13 protein-coding genes are annotated in these 16720 nt (G+C 66.1%); 5 read left to right on the top strand and 8 right to left on the bottom strand.

All coding sequences use genetic code 11. The annotated features are described in order from the left end of the window. Position 1 precedes the first annotated feature (1 nt). From CHB86_RS20945 to CHB86_RS20930, 4 genes are all read left to right on the top strand, one after another. Positions 2-1045, top strand: coding sequence for an L-idonate 5-dehydrogenase (locus CHB86_RS20945; protein ID WP_089235065.1), 1044 nt, complete (start codon positions 2-4; stop codon positions 1043-1045). Positions 1046-1079: 34 nt separating this feature from the next. Beyond that, positions 1080-2093 (top strand): TRAP transporter substrate-binding protein, encoded by a 1014-nt coding sequence (locus CHB86_RS20940; protein WP_089235064.1) that lies wholly within the window; start codon positions 1080-1082, stop codon positions 2091-2093. A 72-nt stretch (positions 2094-2165) separates the two neighbouring features. Next, on the top strand, positions 2166-2765 hold the full coding sequence (locus CHB86_RS20935; RefSeq protein WP_245838244.1) for a TRAP transporter small permease subunit: 600 nt from the start codon (positions 2166-2168) through the stop codon (positions 2763-2765). Further along, complete coding sequence (locus CHB86_RS20930) at positions 2765-4090, top strand: TRAP transporter large permease (RefSeq protein WP_089235062.1); 1326 nt, start codon at positions 2765-2767, stop codon at positions 4088-4090. Before CHB86_RS20935 ends, CHB86_RS20930 begins: the two co-directional genes overlap by 1 nt. 158 nt (positions 4091-4248) lie before the next feature. Here the strand turns inward: CHB86_RS20930 and CHB86_RS20925 are convergent, their stop codons facing one another. The 7 genes from CHB86_RS20925 to CHB86_RS20900 all read right to left on the bottom strand — a co-directional run bounded on the left by CHB86_RS20925 (position 4249) and on the right by CHB86_RS20900 (position 10962). Continuing rightward, positions 4249-4746 carry a DUF6644 family protein gene (locus CHB86_RS20925; RefSeq protein ID WP_089235061.1) on the bottom strand — a complete coding sequence of 166 codons (498 nt, stop codon included), beginning with the start codon at positions 4744-4746 and terminating at the stop codon, positions 4249-4251. Positions 4747-4759: 13 nt separating this feature from the next. After that, positions 4760-5218, bottom strand: a complete 459-nt coding sequence (locus tag CHB86_RS24950; RefSeq protein ID WP_217898355.1) for a hypothetical protein — start codon at positions 5216-5218, stop codon at positions 4760-4762. Between the two features lie 129 nt (positions 5219-5347). Continuing rightward, positions 5348-6463 carry a DUF6152 family protein gene (locus tag CHB86_RS20920; protein ID WP_217898354.1) on the bottom strand — a complete coding sequence of 372 codons (1116 nt, stop codon included), beginning with the start codon at positions 6461-6463 and terminating at the stop codon, positions 5348-5350. A 227-nt stretch (positions 6464-6690) separates the two neighbouring features. Continuing rightward, on the bottom strand, positions 6691-7155 hold the full coding sequence (locus CHB86_RS20915; protein WP_089235060.1) for a histidine kinase: 465 nt from the start codon (positions 7153-7155) through the stop codon (positions 6691-6693). 162 nt (positions 7156-7317) lie between these two features. Continuing rightward, complete coding sequence (locus tag CHB86_RS20910; RefSeq protein ID WP_141134947.1) at positions 7318-7950, bottom strand: cytochrome b/b6 domain-containing protein; 633 nt, start codon at positions 7948-7950, stop codon at positions 7318-7320. After that, positions 7943-9658 (bottom strand): tetrathionate reductase family octaheme c-type cytochrome, encoded by a 1716-nt coding sequence (locus tag CHB86_RS20905; RefSeq protein ID WP_245838250.1) that lies wholly within the window; start codon positions 9656-9658, stop codon positions 7943-7945. Before CHB86_RS20905 ends, CHB86_RS20910 begins: the two co-directional genes overlap by 8 nt. A 119-nt stretch (positions 9659-9777) precedes the next feature. Then, positions 9778-10962 (bottom strand): cytochrome c3 family protein, encoded by a 1185-nt coding sequence (locus CHB86_RS20900; protein ID WP_217898353.1) that lies wholly within the window; start codon positions 10960-10962, stop codon positions 9778-9780. A gap of 434 nt (positions 10963-11396) precedes the next feature. On the opposite strand from CHB86_RS20900, the gene CHB86_RS20895 reads away from it, so the two are divergent. Then, positions 11397-13370 carry a DEAD/DEAH box helicase gene (locus CHB86_RS20895; protein WP_089235107.1) on the top strand — a complete coding sequence of 658 codons (1974 nt, stop codon included), beginning with the start codon at positions 11397-11399 and terminating at the stop codon, positions 13368-13370. Positions 13371-13552: 182 nt separating this feature from the next. On the opposite strand, the gene CHB86_RS20890 is transcribed toward CHB86_RS20895, so the two are convergent. After that, positions 13553-16714, bottom strand: a complete 3162-nt coding sequence (locus CHB86_RS20890) for an efflux RND transporter permease subunit (RefSeq protein ID WP_089235058.1) — start codon at positions 16712-16714, stop codon at positions 13553-13555. Positions 16715-16720: the final 6 nt, after the last annotated feature.

Raw genomic sequence — 16720 nt, 5'->3', positions numbered from 1 at the left:
CATGAAAGCTGTCGTCATTCACGCCCCCCACGATCTTCGCGTCGAGGAGATTGCGGAGGCAGCCGCGCCGGCCGAGGGCGAGGTCCGCGTGGCCGTGGCCCGCGGCGGGATCTGCGGCTCGGACCTGCATTACTATCATGATGGCGGCTTCGGCACCGTCCGAATCCAGCAGCCGATGGCGCTCGGTCACGAGGTTTCGGGCGTCGTCACCGAGCTGGGCGCGGGCGTCAGCGGGCTCGCCGTGGGAGACAAGGTCGCGATCAACCCGTCGCGGCCCTGTGGCACCTGCGACTACTGCAAGCGCGACATGCGCAACGAATGCCTCGACATGCGGTTCAACGGCTCGGCCATGCGGATGCCGCATGAGCAGGGGCTGTTCCGTGCCGAGGTGACGGTGCCGGCCGAACTGGTCGTCCGGGTCTCGCCCGGGACGGACCTGGCGCTGGCCGCGCTCTGCGAGCCGTTCTCGGTCTGCCTGCACGCGGTGAACCAGGTCGGTTCGCTGCTTGGCAAGCGGGTGCTGATCTCGGGCAGCGGCCCGATCGGCTGCCTTTGCGTCGCTGCGGCCAGGCTCGCGGGGGCGGCGGAGATCATCGTCACCGATATCGCCGCGGCCCCGCTCAAGATCGCGGCAGCGATGGGCGCGACCCGCTGCATCGACCTTACGGAGGAGGCCGGGGCGCTCGATGTGGAACGGGCCGGCAAGGGGCAGATCGACGTGGTGTTCGAATGCTCCGGCGCGGCGCCCGCTCTCAGGGCCGCCTGCGAGGTCGTCTGGCCGCGCGGGCATATCGTGACCGTGGGGCTGGGCAGCGAACCCGTGCTGCCGCTGAGCCTTGTCGTGACAAAGGAGATCAAGCTTTCCGGTTCGTTCCGTTTCGACCACGAGTTCGAGGTCGCCGCGGAGCTGATCGACCGCGGGCGGGTAGACCTCGCCCCGGTTCTGACCGGTGTCTTCCCGATGGAGGATGCCATCGCCGCCTTCGATTTCGCCTCGGACAAGGCGCAGGCGATGAAGGTGCAACTTCGCTTCGGCGAGAGCTGAGTCACAACCGCTTCAACATTCCAGGGAGGATCCCATGAAGCATACACGTCTCTTCACTTCCGTCATTGCACTGGGCCTGATGGCCTTTGGCGCCTCGGCGCAGGAATACAGCTTCCGCTTCCAGTCTTCGGACCCGGCCGGCAACCCGAACTTCGAATACCAGGTCGGCTGGACCGAGGTTCTCAAGGAAATGACCGACGGCAAGGTCGTGGTCGAGATGCTGCCCGTCGGCACCATCGTGGACTACAAGGAAACCCTGGACGCGGTCGGCGCCGGCATCCTCGACGGCCACATCTGCGACACCTCCTACTTCACCGGCAAGGACCCGGCCTTCGGCCTGATCGCCAACCCGGTGGGCGCCTGGTCGGCCCCGGCCCAGATGATCGACTTCGTCGAGAACGGCGGCGGCGCCGAGCTGATGCGCGAGCTGCAGGAGCCCTATGGCGTCTACTTCATCGGCGTATCGACCCCCGGCCTAGAAGCCTTCGTGTCCAAGGTGCCGCTCGACGGTGTGGATGACCTCAAAGGCGTGAAGATGCGTTCGCCCGAGGGCGCCATCGCCAACGTCTTCCGCGCTGCAGGCGCCGCCCCGGTGAACCTGCCGGCGTCCGAGGTCTACACCGCGCTCGACAAGGGCGTGATCGACGCCGCCGACTACTCGGTGTTCTCGGTCAACAACGAGCAGGGGCTGAACGAGATCGCCAAGCACCCGGTCTACCCGGGCTTCCACTCGCTGCCGCTCGTCGAGGTCTCGATGAACAAGGCCAAGTGGGACGCGCTGCCCGAGGACATCCAGAAGGCGTTCTACGATTCCGTGAAGGTCTTCCAGGAGACCCAGGTTGGCGGTCTGATGGAGCGCGACCAGGCTGCTGTCGCGGCGGCCGAGTCCGAGGGCATCACCGTGCACAACTGGTCCGACGAAGAGCGCGCCAAGTTCCGCGGCCTCGCCCAGGAAGAGTGGAAGTCGCTCGCCGAAGGCTCGCCGATGGCCCAGAAGGTCTACGAGACGCTGACCACCTACCTCACCGAGAACGGCCTGCTGAACTGATCCAGGCTTGAATACCCGGGCGGGCCAGCGCATGGCCCGCCCCCTTTCCCCTTCGGACGGGCAGTTCTCGCAATGACAGACAAGACAGAAATGACCCCCGGGCCGGACCCGCTGGCCGAGGTTGAAACACCCACCCGCAAGGTCGATCGCGGCGCCGTTCCCGAGGCTGGCCGTTTCGGCAGGATCATCAACCAGGGCGGCTTCATCTTTGCCGTGGCGATCTGCGCCTCCGCCTGCATCCTGCTGATCGAGGTTTTCCTGCGCTACGTGCTCAACAGCCCCACCGTCTGGGCGCACGAGACGACGACCTTTCTCTGCGGCATCTCCTTCCTTTACGGCGGGCTCTACTGCGCCTCGCGCAACAGCCACATCCGGGTCGTGCTGATCTATGACATCCTGCCGCCGAAGGTGCGGCGCGTGGTCAATATCATCATCTCCTTCGCCTCCTTTATCGCCGCCGGGTTTTTCACCTATGCGGCCTGGATCATGTCGACCAAGGCGCTGTTCTCGCCCACCGGCGACTTCCGGATGGAGCGCTCCGGCTCCGCCTGGAACCCGCCCGCGCCGGCGCTGGTCAAGACCTTCCTGCTGATCGTGATGATCCTGATGACCATCCAGTTCCTGATCCTGACCTGGAACTACATCCGCCGTCCGGCCGAGGAGACCAACTGATGAACGCGATCCTCGATTTCGCCGCCATCGGCATCGGCAACTCGACGATGATGATGTTCGGCCTGATGGTGCTGCTGCTGCTCACCGGCATGCCGCTCGCCTTCGTGACGCTGCTCGTGGCGCTGACCTTCGCTCTGCTCGGCTTCGGGCCGATGGCGGTGCAGGTCATCTCCTCGCGCATCTACACCTTCGTGGAGAGTTTCGTCTTCGTCTCGGTGCCGATGTTCGTGCTGATGGCGGCCATCCTCGACAGGTCGGGCATCGCGCGCGACCTGTTCGACGCGATGAAGCTGGTCGGTGGCCGTATCAAGGGCGGCGTTGCCGTGCAGACCATCTTCGTCGCGGTGATCCTGGCGGCCATGTCCGGCATCATCGGCGGCGAAGTCGTGCTGCTCGGCCTGCTCGCGCTGCCGCAGATGCTGCGCCAGGGCTATGACAGGAACCTCTCCATCGGCGTGGTCTGCGCCGGCGGGGCGCTCGGCACCATGGTGCCGCCCTCGATCGTGCTCATCATCTACGGCCTCACCGCCTCGGTCTCGATCGGCGACCTGTTCACCGCGGCCTTCGTGCCGGGCTTCATGCTGGCCTCGTTCTACGTGCTCTACGTGCTTTTCCGGGCCTACTTCACCCCGGGCGCGGTCCCGCCGCCGCAGATGGAGCGGATTCCGGCCGAGGAGAAGATGCGGCTGCTGAAGGGGCTGATCCTGCCGATCCTGGTGGTCATCGCCGTGCTCGGTTCGATCTACGGCGGCATCGCCTCGGTCACGGAAGCCTCGGCGGTCGGTGTGGGCGGCGTGCTGCTATCCACGGTCGTTCGGGGCGAGTTCACCTGGGGCCTGCTGCGCGGCGCCGCGATGCAGACGCTCGCCACCGTCGGCATGATCGTCTGGATCGGAATCGGTGCCACCGCGCTCGTCGGGGTCTACAACCTGATGGGCGGCATCAAGTTCATTTCCGACCTGATGTACGGCATCTCGGACAACCCGACGGTGATCGTGCTCTTCATGATGGCGATCCTCTTCGTACTCGGCGCCTTCCTCGACTGGGTCGGGGTGGCGCTGCTGACGATGCCGATCTTCGTGCCGATCATCCGCAACCTCGGGCTGGACCCGATCTGGTTCGGCGTCGTCTTCTGCATGAACATGCAAGTGAGCTTCCTGTCGCCGCCCTTCGGCCCGGCCGCCTTCTACCTGAAGTCGGTGGTTCCGGACGACATCACGCTGGGGATCATCTTCCGCTCGCTTCTGCCCTTCATCGCGATGCAGGTGCTGGCCGTCGGACTGCTCGTCGCCTTCCCGCAAATCGCGCTGTTCTGGTTCGACTGACCTTTGCGAAAAGACACTGCTCCGCGCCGCCCGTCAGGCGGCGCGGAGTTCCTTTTCAGAGCCCCTGAAGCCGTCAGGCTTCCTGCGTCAGTGGAGGTCCGGAAGGGCCTGCCAGCAACCTCCTCGTTGGGCAATTTCGAGCCAGCGTGCGGCGACCTTCAGAGATCTTCGACATAGGGAATGAACCGGCCGAGGATGATGACGCCGGTCCAGAGCGCAAGCGAGAGCCACGCGACCACCCGGGCATCCGGCGTGAGCTCGGACGAGTCCACGCCTTCATCCATCTGCGGCTTCACGCGGCGCACGAAATAGGCGGTGTTGAGGCCGGCCGCCACGATCATCCCCATCTTCGTCCAGAATGCGATGTTGACGAGATAGCGATCGGAATCGCCGACAACGAACATCAGCCCGGACACGAGGTTGATGGCAAAGCCGATCAGGGCGAAGCGCACGAAGATCTCGGCGCGCGCGATCGGAATCGCCCGCGCGAAGCCGACGACACGCAGGTCGACGACCAGGAGCGCGCCGAACAGCAGGCACAGGCCGAGGAAATGCGCCATCTCCAGCGCCGGAAATACAACGGCGTTGTCCATCACGAAGCCGCTCAATGCGGTCGCGTTGAGCGTGTCTGTGAGCCGGTTGAGGAGGGTGTTCATCAGGCAGGTCTCCTCAGGACAGGTAGCCGATCAGGCGGCCGGAGATGATCGCGGCGACCCAGGTGGCCGCCGCAACGCCGGCGAGCCTGCGGTGGGTGGGCGCGACATCGTCGGTCTGCCGGATGCAGACCCGGATCAGCCGCCAGGTCAGCGCCATCCCGGCGAACACCAGGACGATCTTGATGCGGAACGCCCAGTTGAAGAACAGCTCGGAGGCATTGCCGCAGAAGAGCGCCGCGCCGGACGCGAGGTTGAGGACGAAGCCACCCAATACCACCCGTCCGTAGGGCGCCATGGCAGTGACCGGGATTGCCGGCGCAAAGCCCAGGACGCGGACGAGCAGCATCAGGGCTACGCCGACCAGGATGGCCATGCCGACGGCATGGAGCGACAGAATGATGGGATAGCCCCACTCGGTGCTGGAGACGGTCATTCCGACGACCGAGTCCTCCAGCCAATACAACGTTTCCATTTGGATCCTTCCTGACGGGGGCAGCACGGCGCGGCCGCCGCCGAAGCACGCGGCAACAACGGGCGGCCCGCCGCTTTCCGTGTGGGTGTGAGGCGGGAAATGGGGCCGGCTTGGCACGGCCCCATCCTGTCAATGCGTCCGTTCGGTGGTCAGGTCGTCACAGGCATAGGGTTCGTAGGCATCGCTGGTGAGCGTGACCTCGTCCGACCCTTCGAGGGGCTGTTCGAGGTAGAGTGGATCGGTGAAGGTGTAGTCGCGTGTCAGGACGGTGCCGTCGTCATTCAGGGTGAACCGTTCGACCACCACGAGCTCCGGGCTGTTCTTCACAGGGCTCGGCGGTCTGCGGCGCTGCCCTTCGCGGGCGGGGCGCTCCCCAGGCGCATCGCCGCCGTCTGCCTGCTCGCGCGGTCCGCCGCCCAACGGGGCCATGATCCAGCCTTCGTCGAAGCCGGTTGTTGTCACAACCAGCGTGTCGCCGTCCCATTCGCCGGTGGAATAGCCCGCGCGGTTCGGCACGAAGTCTTTCGGCATCTCGCTGCCGTCGAGGTGGATGGTTCGAACCAGGTCCATGAAACCGTAGGTCATGGTGATCTCGGTGTCGGTCTGCTCGATGACGTTGACCATCTGGTCGAACCACCAGTCCATGACGATGTTGGTCGCCTCGCAATGGAGCCGCGGGTTGTCGTTGGCGGCTGCGCCCTCGACCGCGGCAGCGCCGACCTCGGTCAGCACGGCAGGCGACTGGCCGCCGCCGCCCGGAGGCGCGCCCCGCTCGCGCACCATCGCCCAGTTGCCGTCGAGGTTGGGCGTCCCGTCGTCCCGCTCGGTCTGACGCTGCTCGGCCTCGATGTTCCCGTCGTCGTCAAAGGTGCTGTAGCGGGTCGCGGTGACACCGTCGGCGAAAGTGATCTGGCTCATGTAGCAGGTGGTCGGGTCGTCGCGGTCGGGTGAGCCGACGATCGAGATCTCGCTGCCGATCTCGAAAATGTCGGATGTCCAGCCGTGCCGTTTCAACAGGGAGCCCGATTGCAGCTCGCAGCGCACGTTGGTGACCTCGCCGGCGTCGTCGGTGACGTCGAAATAGACATAGGCGTGCGGATTGACGAGGCGGACGCGGGTGATCGTGCCGGTAAACTCCACCGTCTTGCTCGTGTCGAACTGGCCGCTGCTGCCGTGGTGCGCCAGCGCAGGGAGCGGAAGGATCGTCAGCGCTGCGACCAATCCGAGGGTTCTCAGGTCTTTCATGTCTCGTTTCCTCTCGTGCTTCTTGCCGTCCGGTTCGCCATGACCCAACGCAGGGGCGCAGCTTGCCGTCGCATCGCGACGCACAAAGCCCGGTGAATTTGAAGGAATGAGGAAGAGAGGATGGACCAGCCCTTTGAAAGGCGGCTGACGTGTGGCCGTTCAGGAAAACGTTATCGCGGCCCGCGACGTGGCGGGCCGCGGCCCGGCAGGTGGATCTGCTGTCCGCGCTAGGCCTCTGGAGCCCAGCTCAGAAAGAGACCGACGTCGCCCGGCATGCCGCCGGGATAGTTGATGATCATGGCCTTCAGCCGGTAGCCCGCCGGCTTGGCGATGGTCTGGTAGCGCTCGTAGAGCTCCTTCGCCTTGCCCTGGAGCGTCTTGGGCCAGTCCGGTTCGCCGTTGGTGATCGCGCGTCCGCTGTCGGTGCAGAGATCTGACGGGAAGCTGTAGACGAGCGCCTCCCACTTGCCGTCGCTGACCGCGTTCTGGACCAGCCGGCGGATCATCTCCCGCTCCTTGTCGGAGACATGGTTCTTCATGAAATCGTCGGTGAAGGCCGCAAGTTTCTGCCGTTCGGCAGCCTTCTGGGTCTCACGCTTCTCCATTTCCGCCAGCTTGCGCTCGATCAACTCCATGCGGAGCTGGTCTGCGGTGGGGACCGGTGCGTTGGCGTCGATGTCATGCTTGTTCATTTCACGTCCTCCCCGGCCCGCCGCGCCTCCTCCTGCGGGGCGAGCCAACCTGGGTCCGGAATGTCGGACACCTCCAATCATATCGCGGATCTGCCGAGTCGCGCCTTTGTTTCAGAAGTTTGATTTCGGAAGGGCGGTGCCGATAGCCGAAAGGCGGCGTGCTCAGTCCTCCTCGGTCGTGCCGTGCCTGTCCCAGCCGGTGATCATCGCCCGCAGCTGCGCAAACACCGTCTCGCCCGTCGTGATCAGGTAGAGATGCGCGATCAGGAAGGCCGCGATCAGGAAGGCGGCGGCGACGTGTACGGCGTTGACCCAGAGGATGGGCAGCGCCTCCGGATAAAGCGCGGGGAACTTGCCATAGAGCCAGAGGATCAGCCCCGAGATCCAGATCCCCGGCGCCATCAGCAGCTTGAAGCCGAGATAGGCCATCGCCTGCATCGGGTTGTGCTTGCGGCGGGTGCTGGGCTTGAACGGGTGCGGGGCGCCTCTGAAAATGCCTGTGGCGTAGAAGGAGATCACCTTCCACAGCCCCCTGGTGGTCGGCACGTAGTGGCGCCACTGGCCGGTCACGATATGCCAGAAGATGGCAAAGACCCACAGCACGAGCAGCGCAAAGGCGGACATGACATGCAGGTTCAGAGCCCGCTCGAAACCGAGCCATGTCCAGAAGCCGTGGATCTCGGCGCCTGTGGCCATGAGGAAGATGATCAGGGCGGCCTGGCTCCAGTGCCAGAATCGCTCGAACGGCGGAAAGAGATAGACGCCCCTGGGGTCGGATGCGCGCGTGTCAGCCATGACGATTGCCCTTGTAGAAGAGCCCGAAGCCGAGCCGTAGGATCAGGTGAAGCAGGACGGCGGCCAGCGTGGCCGCGAGGAGCAGGAGCCCCGCCTTGTCGAGCAGCTCGAACCCGTCGCGCCCGGGCACGAAGCCGCCGGGCAGGTCGGCGAGGCGTCCGTCCCTGGCGTGGCAGGCGTTGCAGTCGAGCGCCTGGTCGGCGGGAGCGATCATGTGGTTCACCGGGATCATCTGGCGCACGCGGGCGAAGGCCACGTCGCCGCTGAAGTCCACGCCGGCCGCGTCCATGCCGGTCTCGACCGCATCCTCCCAGCGGAAGTCGTTCCACAGCGCATCCCGCCCGCGCCCGGCAAAGAGCGCGGCGGCCAGCGCCCGGCTTTCCGCGTCGATCGGTACGACGGAATGCATGACCTTGACCGGCGCGACCCGGGAATGCTCCGCCCCCGGCGCACCGTCATAGGCGGAGATCCACGGCGCGTCGGCAAAGGCGTCCGCGATGGCTTCGGCCTCTCCCTCGCGGGCCTCGTCGGAAAGGTCCTCGTCCTCTTCGGCAGAGCCCCAGGGCAGGACATCTCCGGGGCGGTGCACGTTCAATCGGCCATCGGACCAGATCAGCGTGGGCTCGAAGGCCGAAGCATGGGCAAAGTGCCCCTTTTCGGAGGAATAGGTGACAGTCCCGTCCTTCTCGGTGTCCACGAAGGGTTGCCGGCGGCGATCAAGCTCGCCGACGCTGGACCAGTCCCAAAGCACGCGCGTTTTCGTCTCGCCGCGGGCGATCGCCGGGATGTGGCAGGTCTCGCAGGCGACGGCGTCGATATGGCGGTCGAGGCGCGGGCCGCTGGCGAGCGCCTCGTGGGGCGTCGCGCTGTGGCAGCTCTGGCAGGAGGCGGCGGCGCCGGCGAGGGCGGGCCGGTCTGGGCTCTTGCCCGGGCCTCCGGTGTAGCGGCTGCCGGCAACGGCGTGGTCCTGCGTCGTGTGGCAGGTCGAACAGGTGAAGCCGGCGCCATCCGGGGCCGCGGCCATGTGGACGTCGAGCGTCGCGTCGGGCTCGATCAGATCGGCGTTCAGGTCGCCGTGCTTGACGCCCGGGCCGCCGTCCGCGTCGAAATGGCAGCTGCCGCAGGAAGCGCGGGTCGACGGCCCGACCGAGCGGGCCGCCAGCGCAAGGTCCTCGATCTCGGGCGTGTCGCCCTTGAGCCGGTCGTCGTGGCACATGGTGCAGGCGGCGCCGTTCTCGTGGAAATTGGCGACGGTCCATTGACCGGTCGGTTCATGGCACGAAAGGCAGTCCACCGGCGCGACGGGATCGCTGGAGGCGTCCAGCATCGCGGGGTCGTCCGACCGGGTGCCGGCGATGTGGCAGGAAGTGCAGGCCTCGATATTGGACGGGGTCGACAGCAGGAAGCCGTTGGCGACGTGCAGCATGCCAAGCTGTTTGGCCGCCTCCGCGCCCGCCTCTTGCGGCGCCGTCCAGGTGAAATGGATCGTGCCATGCAATTGCTCGGGGCCCGTGTTGTGACACGAAAGGCAGGCTTCGTTGACCTCGCGCGCATCCTTGAACGGACCTTCAAGTTCCGCGAAACGCGAATGATCAGCCGTCGAGCTGGGAGCAACGGTTGCGGAAGGCGGTGTTTCCGGGAGGGCGGCAGTCTCTGACTGGGCCGCCACAGGCTGAGGGCTCGTCGCCAGGAAGGCAAACGCCAGCATCAGGGCGCTTAGCCGGGGCATTGGCATGGGGATGGTCCGTATCATGGGAGAGGCGGTTTGCAGGAAACGGCCGCCACCGGCGGCCGCTCCCCAGGTTCGATCACGCTGTGCCGCGCGGATTACTCGTCCGGACGCTCGCCCATGACTTCCACACCGCTGCCACCCTCGGCGAGGTCGGCGATGCTGTCGTAGGCCAGCTGCAGCTGGTAGTACGGGTTGTGCGTGTAGCCGCCCGGATCCTTCGAGATGAAGTTGTAGTTGTAGGCGGCCTTCAGCAGGCGCGGGCTCCAGGACTGGTAGCGGTTCGGGAAGGCCACCTCGTCGTCATCCGCCTCTCCGTTGCCATTGGTGTCGTTGAAGAAGTACGGATAGTTGGTGCCCCGGAAGATGACCGGCTGCCCCAGCACGGCATCGGCATAGCTCGAGATCGCGTCGTAGAGCTGGCCGTGCAGCGCGGCGATCTCGGCGTGGATGCCTTCGGAGGTGTCGCCGTTGGCGTCGTAGTCGGCCTTGGAAGACCGCACTAGGCGCATGGTTTCGGCATTGGCTGCGTCCACCTCGTCATGGCAATCCGTGCAGCTTTCCACCTTCACCTCCAGCGAGTGGGGGCTGTGGCAATCGTTGCAGGTTTGCGAGTCGCGGTCGTGGAAGTAGTACCCGGCATATTCCATTCCGTCGTACTCATAGCCACCGCGCACCTCGCCGCCAAACCGCGTCGCCGCGGCCGGACGGTAATGGATGTTGATGAAGGCCAGATCGGCAGCCACGCTGTCCGACTCGGGATTCCCCAGCTCTTCCATCTTGTCATTCACCTGCACGGTCGAGGCCCGGCCGCCGTGGCAGGTCATGCAGCGAATGTCCGAGGTGAACACTTCCGCCTCATCGCCGGAGGGGAAGATCACCGAGGTCATGTTTTGCGCCACGGTGTTGTGGCAGGCCATGCAGGCGATGCCGGATGCATGTTCGGGGTCGATTTCCTGCTTGGAGACGACGCCCGGTTCGCTGCCGTCAGCACCGAGGAACTCCAGGTAGCCGGTGGTCGAGTGGCACTTGGCGCAGGTCTCGGGGATCAGCTTGTCCTCCTCCTCGTCCCAGTGGCGGAACGCCTCCTTCGACAGGTCCGCGTGGGGGGAGTTGCGCCATGCTTCCAGCGCCGGGATCTCCGGCATCAGGTCCGCAGGGTTGAAAGTCGCGGCTGCGCCGCTGTCCTGGGCATGTACCGATGTGGACGAGGTCGTCCAGCCAAGGGCTGTGGCCCCGACCAGAACGAGGGCCAACATCTTGCCGCGCAAAGCGTTCTTCATCTGTCCACCTTCCATTGCTTGCGAGCGTGTTCTTGCTTGCTCGGGAGGCGGACGACACGGGGCCCGCCCTTGTCCTAACAGACTCACGGTAACAAGGTCGTGAGTGATCCGGCAAGTGACGAAGCGTCGCAAAGGGCAATGTAACCGCCTGAAATTTAAAGTATATCTGCAATTCAGGTTTGATTGGCGCGTGACCGCCTCGCCGGGGGGCAACAGGGGCTCCGAAACAGAGCCCCCCTTCGTGGGGCGAAGCAGTCCCGATGCGGCAGGTGCAAAAAGCCCTATGAATCCCTGCGCAGACCGACTAGAACCCGCCGGTCGCGAACTCCTGACCTTCCGGTCATGACAGGAAGCGAACTGGAAGAGGCGCTGAACGGTCGGGAAGAGACACTGTGCACGGCGTTTCCAATCTCTAGCCAACGGAAATGAACACCGTGATACGTACCCTTTCTGACGCGCTCGAAGAGCGTGGATATGCAACGCTCACCCCTGTCCAGAAGGCGGTGACCAAGCCCGAGCTGGTTGGCGCGGACCTGCTGGTCTCGGCGCAGACCGGGTCGGGCAAGACGCTCGGCTTCGGACTTGCCATTGCGCCCACCCTGTTGCGCGATGCGGAGGTCTTCGATGCCGCCGGTCTGCCGCTGGCGCTGGTGATTGCGCCGACCCGCGAACTGGCGATGCAGGTCAAGCGCGAACTCGGCTGGCTCTATGCCAAGGCGGGCGCCGTCGTGACCTCTTGCGTGGGCGGCATGGACATGCGGGACGAGCGTCGTGCGCTGGCACGCGGGGCCCATATCGTCGTCGCCACGCCGGGACGCCTGCGCGACCACCTGATGCGCGGCTCCATCGACCTGGGCGAGGTGCGCGCCGTGGTTCTGGACGAGGCCGACGAGATGCTCGACCTCGGTTTCCGGGAGGACCTGGAGTTCATTCTCGGCGAGGCGCCGGAAGAGCGTCAGACCTTGCTGTTCTCCGCCACCGTGCCGAAATCGATCGCCGCGCTGGCCCAGCAGTACCAGAAGGACGCGATCCGGGTCGACACCAAGTCCGAACACACCCAGCACGCCGATATCGAGTATCGCGCCCTGAGCGTGTCGGAGCGTGACACCGAGAACGCGATCATCAACGTGCTGCGCTTCTACGAGGCGCCCAATGCCATCGTGTTCTGCAACACGCGGGCCACGGTCAACCGACTGACCACCCGCCTGTCGAACCGCGGGTTTTCCGTCGTGGCGCTTTCCGGCGAACTGTCGCAGAGCGAGCGGACCCATGCGCTGCAGGCCATGCGCGACGGTCGGGCGCGGGTCTGCGTGGCCACCGACGTGGCGGCGCGCGGTATCGATCTGCCGAACCTCGATCTGGTTGTGCATGCCGAACTGCCTTCGGGCCACGAGACGCTGCTCCATCGATCGGGCCGTACCGGGCGGGCAGGGCGCAAGGGCGTCAGCACGCTGATCGTGCCGCCGAAATCGCGCAAGAAGGCGGAGCGCCTTCTCGGCTGGGCCAAGCTCAAGGCCGACTGGTCCGAGGCGCCCTCCGCCGATGCCGTCAGGGCGCGGGACGAGGAGCGGATGCTCGCGGACCCGGCCTGGCACGAGGAGATCTCCGAGTCGATCGAGGCGACCGTCGAGACGCTGGCCGACCGGTTCACGGCCCGGCAGCTCGCGGCGGCCTACCTGCGGCTCTACCAGGAACGCCACTCCGTCCCCGAGGAGCTGTCCTCCTATGACGACAAGCCCAAGCCGCGGCCGGAATTCGGGCCGAGCGTCTGGTTCTCGCTCTCGACCGGGCGCAACCAGGGCGCCGAACCGCGCCGCCTTCTGCCGATGCTGTGCAAGGCGGGCCAGATCACCAAGGGGGACGTTGGCGCGATCCGCCTCCAGCCCGATGTCTCTTTTGTCGAGATCCGGGAATCCAGCGTGCCGGCGTTCCTCGATGCCATCGGCCCGGACCTGTCGGTCGAACCCGGCGTGACGCTGTCGCGGCTCGACGAGGCGCCGACGGTTGCGAAGTCGCCGCGAAGCGCGCCCGTCAGCAGAAAACCCGTAGCTGAGGCGGCCGCCCCGACCGATGCCGCGCCGAGGAAGCCCCGGGCCGCCGAGCGCGCCGCCGATCCCGCCCCACGCGAGGAGCGGCCCGCGCACGACAAGGCGCCGGGTGAGCGCAAGCCGCGGCACAAGAAGCGCCACGCCGGATCGCCGTCGGACACGGCCGCTGGAACGCCGGAGCGCAAGCCGAATGCGGGGTACGCGAAGCGGAAGTCGCCTGACGGCAAGCCCAGGGGGCCGAAGCCGCCCGTCGGAAAGCCGAACAGCAAGAAGAACAAGGCGCGGGCCATGGCTGCCGGCAAGAAGGGCGGCAAGACAGGTGCCCCCGGCTCGGCATCGCCGCAGTACAATAAGCGCTAAGCGCCCGCTCGGCGCACCGTTTCAATTTGAGGAAAAGGCTCTCGGCGGGCGCGCATGCCTGCCACCCGCCGGGGGCTGTGACCGTGACGCGCTCGGAGCGATCCAGCGCGTCTCAGGCGGGGCGCGGGGCAGGGCGCACAGCAGCGCCCCAGCCCCTCGGTGTTCGTGGGTCGAAGTCCACGTCAGGCATGGCTCGCCGCCGTCGGCTGTGCCGCGGCCTGTGTCTGTGCTCCGGCCTGCGTCCGTACCCGCTTGCGGTTGAAGATCCGCGCCACCAGCACGAAGAACATCGGGACGAAGACCACCCCGAGCACGGTGCCCGTGATCGTGCCGCCAAGCACCGCGGAGCCCACGGCCGTGCGTCCGCCGGCACCGGCGCCAGTGGAGAGCACGAGCGGCACCACGCCCAGAGAGAAGGCCAGCGAGGTCATGATGATCGGCCGGAAACGCTGGCGGGCGGCTTCCTTGACGGCGGAATAGAGGTCTTCGCCCGCCTCGAACCGTTCGCGTGCAAATTCCACGATCAGGATCGCGTTCTTGCCGGTCAGGCCGATCACGGTCAGCAGCCCGACCTGGAAGAAGACGCCGTTCTCGAACCCGAACCAGTAGGCCGCACCCATCGTGCCGAGCACGCCGATCGGCATCGCCAGCATCACCGAGAAGGGGATCGCCCAGCTCTCGTAGAGCGCCGCGAGGCAGAGGAAGATGGCCGCCAGGGACAGCGCGTAGAGCATCGGCGCTGAGCCACCTGAGTCGAGTTCCTCCAGCGACAGCCCGGTCCAGGCCGCGCTGTAGCCCGGAGGGAGTTCCGACACCATGCGCTCGATCTCGGCGATGGCTTCTCCGGTGGTCACGCCCGGGGCGGGCGTCCCCTGGATCTGCATCGCGGGAATGCCGTTGTAGCGATTGAGGCCCTGGGGGCCGTATTCCCAGCTCTCGCTGGTGAAGTTGGCAAAGGGCACCAGTTCGCCATTGGCATTGCGGACCCGCCACTTGCTCAGGTCCGACGGGGTCGCGCGGCTGTCCGGCTCGCCCTGGACATAGACCCGCTTGATCCGGCCGTTGTCGTTGAAATCGTTTACGTAGCTCCCGGCCCAGGCGATGTTGAGCGTGGTGCCGACGTTGGCGGGGGTGACCCCAACGGCCCCGGCGGCGCGCCAGTCGATGTCGAGCTTGAACTGCGCGGCATCCTCCAGCCCCGAGGGACGGATCGAGGCGATGAGCGGGCTTTGCGACGCCATGCCGAGCAGCTGGTTGCGCGCGGCAAGGAGCTGCTCATGGGTCTGACCGGCCTGCGCCTGCAGGAAGAAGTCGAAGCCCGACACGTTGCCCAGTTCGATCACCGAGGGCGGCACGATGGGAAAGACCATCGCATCTCGGATCCCCATGAAGGCAGGGAAAGCGCGGCCAGCCACGGCCTGAACTGATTGCGCTGGCGAGGGACGCTCCTCCCAATCCTTCATCCGCACGAAGGCAAGCCCCATGTTCTGGCCCTGGCCGGCAAAGCTGAAGCCCACGACGCCAAAGACCGATTGCACGTTCTCCGCCTCGACGGTGTTGAAATGGCTCTCGACCTGCTCGACCACGTCCTGCGTGCGTTCGGCGGTGGCGCCGGTGGGCGCCTGGATCAGCGTCATCAGGATGCCCTGGTCCTCGTCGGGCAGGAAGCCGGTGGGCGTATTCTGGAACAGGAACACCATCCCGTAGCCAAGCGCCGCGTAGACGATCAGCACGCGGAACGGCCGGCGGATCAGGTAGCCCACGGTGCCCGCGTAGCCGCCGGTCAGCCGGTCGAAGCCGGTGTTGAACCAGGCCAGCGGGCCGCGGCGGGCGTGCTGGACGTCCTTGCTGCGCAGCAGGGTGGCGCAGAGCGCCGGCGTCAGCGTCAGGGCCACCAGCACCGAAAGCGCCATCGCCGAGACGATGGTGATCGAGAACTGGCGATAGATCACGCCGGTCGAGCCGCCGAAGAAGGCCATCGGCACGAACACCGCCGAGAGCACGAGCGCGATGCCGATCAGGGCGCCGGTGATCTGCCCCATCGACTTGCGCGTCGCCTCGCGGGGTGAGAGCCCCTCTTCCTCCATGATCCGCTCGACGTTCTCGACCACGACGATGGCGTCATCGACCAGCAGGCCGATGGCCAGCACCATCGCCAGCATGGTGAGCGTGTTGATGGTGAAGCCCGCCAGGGACAGGATCGCGAAGGTGCCGAGGATGACGACCGGAACCGCGAGCGTCGGGATCAGGGTGGCCCGGAAATTCTGCAGGAAGAGCAGCATCACCACGAAGACCAGCCCGATGGCCTCGAACAGCGTCTTCTGGACTTCGTGGATCGAGATCTCGATGAAGGGGGTGGTGTCGTAGGGGATGACGTAGCTCACGCCTTCGGGGAAGAACTCCGCGTAATCGGCGATCCGTTCCTTCACCCGCTCCGCGGTGTCGAGCGCATTGGCCCCCGAGGCGAGGTTCAGCGCCATGCCGGACGCCGGCTGGCCGTTGAACCGGGCGATGGTGGAATAGTTCTCGGCACCGATCTCCACGCGCGCCACGTCGCGCAGCAGCACGAGGCCGCCGTCGGTTTCCGCACGCAGGACGATGTTGCGGAAATCCTCGGGTGTGGTGAGCAGCGACTGGGCCGTGATGGTGGCGTTGAGCTGTTGCCCTTCAGGCGCCGGAAGCGCGCCGAAGGAGCCCGCTGAGATCTGCGCATTCTGCGCCGAGACCGCGCTGACCACGTCCGATGGGGTCATCTCGAAGGCGGCGAGCTTGGAGGGGTCGAGCCAGATCCGCATGGCGTATTGCGCGCCGAATACCTGTGCGCCACCCACGCCTTCGATCCGCGAGAACTCGTCGACCATGTTGGAATTCAGGTAGTCGGAGAGGTCCGACTGGTCGAGCCGCCCATCCTCCGAGATCAGGGCGATGACCATGAAGAACGAGGACGACGCCTTCTCCACCGGAACGCCAAGCCGCTGCACGGCTTCCGGGAGCAGGGGCGTTGCCTGCGCCAGCTTGTTCTGCACCTGCACCTGCGCCACGTCCGGATCTGTGCCGGCCTCGAAGGTCAGGGTGATGTTCGCCGTCCCGGCCGAGGTCGAGGAGGACGACATGTAGCGCATCCCGTCGAGCCCGGTCATCTGCTGCTCGATGATCTGAGTGACCGTGTTGGCCACCGTCTCCGCCGAGGCGCCGGGATATTGCGCGCTGATCCGCACCGAGGGCGGTGCGATCTGGGGATATTGCGCGACGGGGAGCGTGTAGATCGACAGCAGGCCGACTCCCATGATGAGGATCGAGATCACCCAGGCAAAGACGGGCCTGTCGATGAAAAATCGGGCCATGGTTCC

Origin of the sequence: Tropicimonas sediminicola (assembly GCF_900188335.1) — a bacterium.
GTDB classification, from domain to species: Bacteria; Pseudomonadota; Alphaproteobacteria; order Rhodobacterales; family Rhodobacteraceae; genus Tropicimonas; species Tropicimonas sediminicola.
This window is presented reverse-complemented; position numbering and strand designations above follow the sequence as displayed.